Annotated in this window: 6 protein-coding genes; 5 read left to right on the top strand and 1 reads right to left on the bottom strand. The window is 31.7% G+C overall.

Translation table 11 applies throughout. The features are described from left to right. Nucleotides 1-4: 4 nt before the first annotated feature. The 5 genes from ES044_RS06825 (at nt 5) to ES044_RS06845 (ending at nt 6,624) form a co-directional block, all read left to right on the top strand. Nucleotides 5-811 (top strand): hypothetical protein, encoded by an 807-nt coding sequence (locus ES044_RS06825; protein ID WP_147118584.1) that lies wholly within the window; start codon nt 5-7, stop codon nt 809-811. Continuing rightward, the gene (locus ES044_RS06830) at nt 808-1,614 is read left to right on the top strand and encodes a hypothetical protein (protein ID WP_147118585.1); all 807 of its coding nucleotides are present in this window, start codon (nt 808-810) and stop codon (nt 1,612-1,614) included. The genes ES044_RS06825 and ES044_RS06830 overlap by 4 nt, the downstream gene beginning before the upstream one ends. Before the next feature lie 29 nt (nt 1,615-1,643). Beyond that, on the top strand, nt 1,644-2,144 hold the full coding sequence (locus ES044_RS06835) for a DUF6702 family protein (protein ID WP_189663213.1): 501 nt from the start codon (nt 1,644-1,646) through the stop codon (nt 2,142-2,144). A 27-nt stretch (nt 2,145-2,171) separates the two neighbouring features. Beyond that, nucleotides 2,172-4,286, top strand: coding sequence for a M1 family metallopeptidase (locus ES044_RS06840; protein WP_147118586.1), 2,115 nt, complete (start codon nt 2,172-2,174; stop codon nt 4,284-4,286). A gap of 145 nt (nt 4,287-4,431) precedes the next feature. Next, nucleotides 4,432-6,624, top strand: a complete 2,193-nt coding sequence (locus tag ES044_RS06845) for a M1 family metallopeptidase (protein WP_147118587.1) — start codon at nt 4,432-4,434, stop codon at nt 6,622-6,624. A gap of 173 nt (nt 6,625-6,797) precedes the next feature. On the opposite strand, the gene ES044_RS06850 is transcribed toward ES044_RS06845, so the two are convergent. Beyond that, on the bottom strand, nt 6,798-7,286 hold the full coding sequence (locus ES044_RS06850) for a YybH family protein (protein ID WP_189663214.1): 489 nt from the start codon (nt 7,284-7,286) through the stop codon (nt 6,798-6,800). Nucleotides 7,287-7,600 lie beyond the last annotated feature (314 nt).

The raw sequence follows: 7,600 nt of genomic DNA on the forward strand, positions 1-7,600 counted from the left end.
AACTATGCTAAAGAAATTACTGCTATGCGCATTGTTATGTGCGCTGTCTATGTCTCTTTTTTCTCAAGAAAAAAGAAAATTAATTACAGGTAAAGTATTAGATTCTACGGGTATTATTAAAAATGCCAACATCATCAACTTTAAAACAAAGCAAGGAACTTTTTCTAGTGAGCAAGGTTTATTTAGAATCTTTGTCTCTAGAGGCGATTCTTTAAGTGTTTCTTCTGTGCAACATACGCCAAAAATAATAGTAATTACCGAACGTATTTTAGATCAAAAAGACCTTAACGTACTCTTAAAAGCCGCAACCTATACGTTAACAGAATTTGAGTTAAAAAGACATAATTTAATGGGTAGATTAGGCATTGATAGCAAAGATGTACCCAAAAATGTGCAAGATTCTTTGTTAAGAAATGTAATGGATTTTTCTAATGTAGATTTTATTCAAAAAGATTTTGAGATTGATGCTATTGATGAAGCCAGACCACCAATTGTAAACACAATGGCTGGTGCCATAGGAATGATTGGCGCTGGCGCTGCAATAGTGATGCCGTTTCGAGGTTCTGCAAAACTATGGGCTTTAAGGAAAGATTTAGCACAAAAAAAAGCATTTCCCTATAAAATTTTATCAGAATTAGGAGAAAAATTTTTCTTTGATGAACTAAAAATTCCTGTTGATAGGTATTTCCATTTTTTAGAATATTGCAATTCTTTAAATATTGAAACCTTGCATAAAGAAGGCAAACTTTTAGAGCTAATTAAAATTTTAAGAACTGAAAGTCTCTCTTACCATAAAATTATAAAAGATTGAAAAAAGTACTCTTTGCTATATTTATAATTTCTCTATCCAACGCTCTCTTGTCTCAAGAGAAAAGAAAATTAATTACAGGTAAAGTGCTAGATTCTACTGGCATTATTAAAAACGCCAATATTATCAATTTTAAAACAAAACAAGGAACTTTTTCTAGTGAGCAAGGTTTATTTAGAATCTTTGTCTCTAAAGGCGATTCTTTGAGTGTTTCTTCTGTGCAACATACGCCAAAAATAATAGTAATTACCGAGCGTATTTTAAATCAAAAAAAACTTACCATACTCTTAAAATCTGCAACCTATACATTATCGGAGTTTGAATTAAAAAGACATAATCTAATGGGCAGACTAGATATTGATAGTAAAGATGTACCAAGAGATGTGCAAGATTCCTTGTTAAGAAATATAATGGATTTTTCTAATGTTGATTTTAGCCAAAAAGATTATAAAATTGATGCGATTGAATTAGCCAGACCTCCAATTGTAAATACTATGTCCGGTGCCATGGGAATGTCTAGCGGTGGAGCTAGTACAGGAAGTACTTCTAAAGATTCTGAACGTTTATGGGCTTTAAGAAAAGATTTAGCACAAAAAAAAGCGTTTCCCTATAAAATTTTATCAGAATTAGGAGAAAAATTTTTCTTTGATGAACTAAAAATTCCTCTTGATAGATATTTTCATTTTTTAGAATATTGCAATTCTTTAAATATTGAAACTTTGCATAAAGAAGGTAAGTTTTTAAACGTAATTAAAATTTTAAGAGATGAAAGCGTTCCATACCTCGAAATCATAAAAAAAGAGTAATTTGGCGCTATATTTTACCCTAACAAAAAATGACATTTAAAAGAAGATTCTTACTACTTTTTATTATTCCTGCTTTATCCTTAACTACGCACAAATATTATTTAAGTTTAACACAAATAAATTTTAAGAGCGAAGCAAATTCCATTCAAATAATTATTAATGTTTTTATGGATGACATAGAAACTGCCTTAAATAAAGATTATGAAATAAATTTACAGCTAGATACCAAAAAGGAATTAGAACATAACGATGTTTATTTTAAAAAATACCTTCAACAAAAATTAGATTTTAAAGTAGACGGCATTCACAAAAACTTTAATTATATTGGCAAAGAATACGATGGAGACCTGGTCTATTTTTATCTAGAAATAGAAAACATTAACCAAGTAAATACACTAGACATTAAAAACAATATCCTTACAAATCATTTTTCAGGACAGCAGAATTTAGTGAAATGTAAAGTTGGTAAAAAGCACAAAAGTGTTTTGTTAACCAAAAATGAAAATTCTGCAAAACTGACCTATAAATAATCAATAACTATTAAATTTTAAACATTTATGAAAAAAATCGGCCTTTTACTGTTCTCACTTGTTTTCGTTGGTAACTCTTTTGCTCAAAAAGCGAAAGAAGGACATACAAATCAAAACAAATTTAGACAGTTAAAACAAGAACTACCAACGCCAACTTCAGAAAGAACAGCCTCTGGTGCACCTGGTAAAGATTACACGCAGCAAAAAGTTGACTATGTAATGAACATTACTTTAGACGACGATAAAACAAGAATTACAGGTTCTGAAATGATTACCTATCATAACAATTCTCCTGACAAACTTACTTATTTATGGCTACAATTAGACCAGAACATGAGAGCTGCAGATTCTAAAACTCCAGATATTACAACTGATAAAATTCCTTCAAAATTAACGGAAGAAAAATTTCAAAAAAATTATATAGAAAAGCCTTTCGACGGTGGCTTTAATATTATGAGTGTGACCAACAAAGATGGTTCTAAATTATCGTATACCATTAATCAAACGATGATGCGTATTAATTTACCAAAACCTATTGCTTCTGGAGACACTTTTGAATTCGGTATTAAATGGTGGTACAACATAAACAATCATATTACAGATGGCGGACGATCTGGTTATGAGAATTTTCCGAAAGATGGCAACAACAGCTATGTAATTGCGCAATTTTACCCAAGATTATGTGCTTATGACAATGTAGAAGGTTGGCAAAATGACCAATTCTGGGGACGTAGTGAGTTTGCTTTAGAATTTGGAGACTTTACAGTAAATATTACAGTTCCAGAAGATCATATGTTGGGTGCAACTGGCGTTTTACAGAACGAGAACGACGTTTTATCAAAAAAAGAAAGAAAAAGATTAGAAGTAGCGAGAAAAACGTTCGACAATCCTGTAATTATTAGAACACAAGAGGAAGCAGAAGAAATTGAAAAATCTCGAAAAACTGGCACAAAAACTTGGAAATTTGTGGCAACAAAGGTAAGAGATTATGCATTTGCAACTTCAAGAAAATTTATTTGGGATGCGATGGCAGTAGATATTAATGGTAAAACGGTTATGGCGTATTCTTTATATTCTAAAGAAGCAAATCCTTTATATGGCGATCATTCTACAAGAGCTGTTGCCCAAACTTTAAAAACGTACTCTAAATACACGTTTGATTATCCGTATCATAAAGCAATTTCTGTAGACGGACAAATGGGAATGGAATATCCGCAGATTTGTTTTAATCCCGGAAGACCAGATGCAGACGGAACGTATTCTGATAAAGTGAAATATACCATGATAAAAGTTACAATTCATGAAGTTGGTCATAACTTTTTTCCGATGATTGTAAATTCTGATGAAAGACAGTGGACTTGGATGGACGAAGGCTTAAATTCTTACGTAGAAATGTTAGCGGAGTTAGCGTATGATAAAGACTTCCCGATTACCAGAGGATATCCTAAAAATATCGTAAAATATATGGCAGGAGATCAATCTAAAATAGCACCCATTATGTCTAAAGGAGATCATGTTTACGGATTTGGAAACAATGCCTACGGAAAACCCGCAACCGCTTTATGGATTTTAAGAGAAACCATTATGGGTAAAGAATTATTTGACCACGCATTTAGAACCTATTCTCAAAGATGGATGTTTAAACGTCCATCTCCAGCAGATTTTTTTAGAACCATGGAAGATGCTTCTGGTATTGATTTAGATTGGTTCTGGAGAGGATGGTTTTACACCACAGATGTTACAGATATTGGTATTAAAAATGTAAAAAAATATCAAACAAGTACTACTGATGGTTCTGTTGAATTTGTAGAAGATGCTTCTGAAGGTTTAGCTTTTGCAAAGAAAAATGAAAACTCTAAATATCATTATGAAATTACCTACAATAAGCCAGGTGGTTTAGTAATGCCAATTATTGTTGAGTTTACCTACAAAGACGGTTCTAAAGAAAGAAAAACGTACCCTGCTCAAATTTGGCGATACAACGATAAAGAAATTACCAAGGTGTTTTCTTCATCTAAAGAAGTAGAAAGTATCATGGTCGATCCAGATTTAGAAACGGCCGATGTAGATACTTCAAATAATAGTTTTCCTAAACAGAAAGCAAACCAATTTGATAAATTTAAAGAAAAAGTAAAAGGATAAATTCATCTGAATTTTTTTTTTAAAAAAGAAAGGCAATATGGTTTCATATTGCCTTTCTTTTTTATGATAAAAGTTTGTTAAAACATCTCTCTTCTTTAGAGTCTATACTTACTAATTATTATTTTCGTCGATGAAACCAAAACAAATGAGAAATATATTTTTATTCGCATTTTCTTTTCTATTTATAGCAGTACCTAATTTTGCTCAAGAAAAAAAGGAAACACAGCAAGGACACACAGACCAAAATAAATTTAGGCAATTAAAAGATGTTCTGGCAACGCCTAATGATCAGCACACAGCATCTGGCGCCCCAGGACAGAAGTATACTCAACAAAAAGTTGATTATGTAATGAATATTCGTTTAGATGAAAGTACGAACAAAATTTATGGTGATGAAAAAATTACATATTACAATAATTCTAAAGATGTTTTAGACTATTTATGGGTTCAATTAGATCAAAATGTTAGAGCAGATAATTCTAAAACGCCTCTAAAAAAATCTTACAGATCAACGCCCAACTATTTAACTCCAAACCGTTTTAAAAGTTCTTTTATGAAAGAACATAAAGGATTTGGATTTCAGATAGAAAAAGTTGAAACTGATGGCAAACCCTTATCTCATTTTATCAATAGCACCATGATGAGAATTAATTTACCAAAAGCATTACTACCTGGAGAATCTTTTAAATTTAGTATTCAATGGAATTATAAAATTAATAATTCTGTAAAAGATGGAGGTCGTTCTGGTTTTGAAGATTTTTCTGACGGAAATAATAATTACACAATTGCCCAATTTTTTCCGAGATTAGCGGTCTATAATAATGTAGAAGGATGGCAAAATATGCAGTTTTGGGGAGATTCTGAATGGGCTTTAGAATTTGGGGATTATGAAGTAAACTTAACAGTGCCGTCAGACCATATTGTAGATGCCACAGGAATTTTACAAAATGAAAAAGATGTGCTTACAAAAACACAACGCAAACGTTGGGAATTAGCTAGAAAAACGTTCGATAATCCTGTGATGATTGTAACCCAAGCAGAAGCTGAAAAAGCAGAAAAAGGACGCTCAACAACCACAAAGACATGGCAATTTAAAGCAAAAAAAGTAAGAGATTTTGCATTTGCATCCTCTAGAAAATATATTTGGGACGCTATGGCCACGAATATTAATGGCAAAACTGTAATGGCTGTTTCTTTATACCCAAAAGAAGGAAACCCGCTATGGGAAGAACACTCTACAAGAGCAGTTGCACATACGCTTATTGAGTATTCTAAATTAACGTTTGATTATCCATATCCGAAAGCTATTTCTGTGCATGCAAAAAGACAGGGAATGGAGTACCCAATGATCTGTTTTAATTACGGACGCCCAAACGAAGATGGAACCTATTCTGATAGAACAAAAAAAAGAATGTTAGGAGTTATTATTCATGAAGTAGGGCATAATTTTTTTCCGATGATCGTAAATTCTGACGAGAGACAATGGACTTGGATGGATGAAGGTTTAAATTCTTTTGTAGAAATTTTAGCAGAAATAACCTACGATAAAAAATTATTTGAAAAAAATCCTGCAAAAAATATTACAAGATATATGGGTGGCAATCAAAATTATATTTCCCCTATTATGTCTCAAGGAGATTACGTGATGCAGTTTGGATCTAATGCGTACGCCAAACCTGCTGCTGGTTTATATATGTTAAGAAAAACAATTATGGGTCCAGAATTATTTGATCATGCTTTTAGAACCTATGCGCAAAGATGGATGTTTAAACATCCTACACCAGAAGATTTTTTTAGAACTATGGAAGATGCCTCTGGCATGGACTTAGACTGGTTTTGGAGAGGTTGGTTTTATACCACAGATGTAACCGATATAGGTATTAAAAAAGTAAAAGTTTTGTATTTAACAGACAAACCAACTAAAGAAACGATTGCTCTAAAAGAACGGAATAAAGAATATTTTGCGAATATAGGAGACCTTGTTTATCTTACAGAAAACAAAGAAGAGGCCAACTCAAAAGCTATGAACACCTATACTGATAAAGAAGTGCCCTCTTATGTCTATGAAGTTGAATTTGAAAAACCTGGCGGTTTAGTTATGCCAATTATTATTGAACTAACCTATGCCGATGAAACAATAGAAAGGCACAAATTTCCTGCTCAAATATGGATGAAAAACGATACTTCTGTAAAAAGAATATTTGCGTCAACTCAAGAAATTAAAAGTTTTAAAATAGATCCTGATTTAGAAACTGCCGATGTAGATACATCTAATAATAGCTGGCCAAAAGAAGAAATTGATCAGTTTGACCAATTTAAAAAGAAAGCAAAAAAATAAATAGCTATTTTTTCTTTATAAAAAAACTCGCTTACGATATTTCGTAAGCGAGGTTTTTTTATAAAGTTTTTTAAAACAGTATTATTTATAAATCTATTTGTGAATTTTAACTTCAATAAAGTACATTAAATATTAAAAAAAAATGTGGTAGCTAGCTAATTATATTTTTCAACTTACAGACCTAACTTAAGAGGAGTGTTCGTTGTACTCATATCACGCACGCAAATATATTTTCCGTATCGTTTTTCAAAATAAGCAATAAAATTTCCGCTTTGCTTTTCGTTGCCATCGACATCAAATTCTATCCAAGAGCCAACCTCAACAACGGTACTACCCTCTACAAATAAATCTACAACTTTATATTCATTGTAATTTTCTATTGAATCGTTTGCAATATTACTTACAATACTTTCTCTAATGGCCGTTTTACCTTTAAGAGGTTCTTTGTTTTGGCTATAACTTATAGCCTCTTTGCTATAATATTTCATAATTGCATCAGCGTCTTTTGCAACCTCTGCTGCCGAATAAGCATCTTCTAAAGCCTGAATTTCAGTTCTAATTTTTTCCATATTATAAACGCCCTCTTTTTCTGCAGTTTCGCAAGACGATATAATGAATGCTATACATACTGATAATCCGAATAATTTAATGGTTTTTCTCATCATGGTTTGTATAGATTGAGATTTCAAGTTACATATTAAGCTTGGACTTATAGCAATGATTTGTACTTTACTTGGTTTAAGAACTCTAAAAAACACCAATAAAACAGGAATAACAACCCGTTTACTTCGTGAGCGCTTGAAATTCTATTGATTCTCCTTTTGCTTATTATTTTTTTATAAATACATTGTAACTATTCAGCGGATGTTTAGTGGTTGTTAACAATTTGATTTATTTTATCCACAATTTTTTATTTTTAGTCATTCTATTTCAAAAAAAGCAGTTGTTTATGCACATCGGTTGATAAGTGTGTGAT

It is taken from the genome of Polaribacter sp. IC066, assembly GCF_007997085.1.
GTDB lineage: Bacteria > Bacteroidota > Bacteroidia > Flavobacteriales > Flavobacteriaceae > Polaribacter.